General features: G+C 52.9%; 1 pseudogene. It reads right to left on the bottom strand.

From position 1 onward, the window contains the following. Positions 1-225: pseudogene (gene tuf / locus J5M57_RS29195) on the bottom strand (elongation factor Tu); the annotation flags it as partial.

The following is a 225-nucleotide window of genomic DNA, read 5'->3' as shown; positions in this document are numbered from 1 at the left end:
GACCCGAGATCGAGAATACGTCTTCGATTGGCATCAGGAATGGCTTGTCGATCATACGAACTGGTTCTGGGATGTAGCTGTCCAGAGTTTCAACCAGTTTCTTGACGGCAGTAGTGCCCATCTCGTTTTCGTCTTTGCCTTCCAGCGCCATACGAGCCGAACCGATGATGATCGGAGTGTCGTCGCCTGGGAAGTCATAGGTGGACAGCAGGTCGCGAACTTCCA

Origin of the sequence: Pseudomonas sp. 86_A (assembly GCF_017491705.1) — a bacterium.
In the GTDB taxonomy this organism is placed as follows: domain Bacteria; phylum Pseudomonadota; class Gammaproteobacteria; order Pseudomonadales; family Pseudomonadaceae; genus Aquipseudomonas; species Aquipseudomonas koreensis.
The sequence above is the reverse complement of the archived record's forward strand: the minus strand, read 5'-3'. Positions and strand labels throughout refer to the sequence as shown.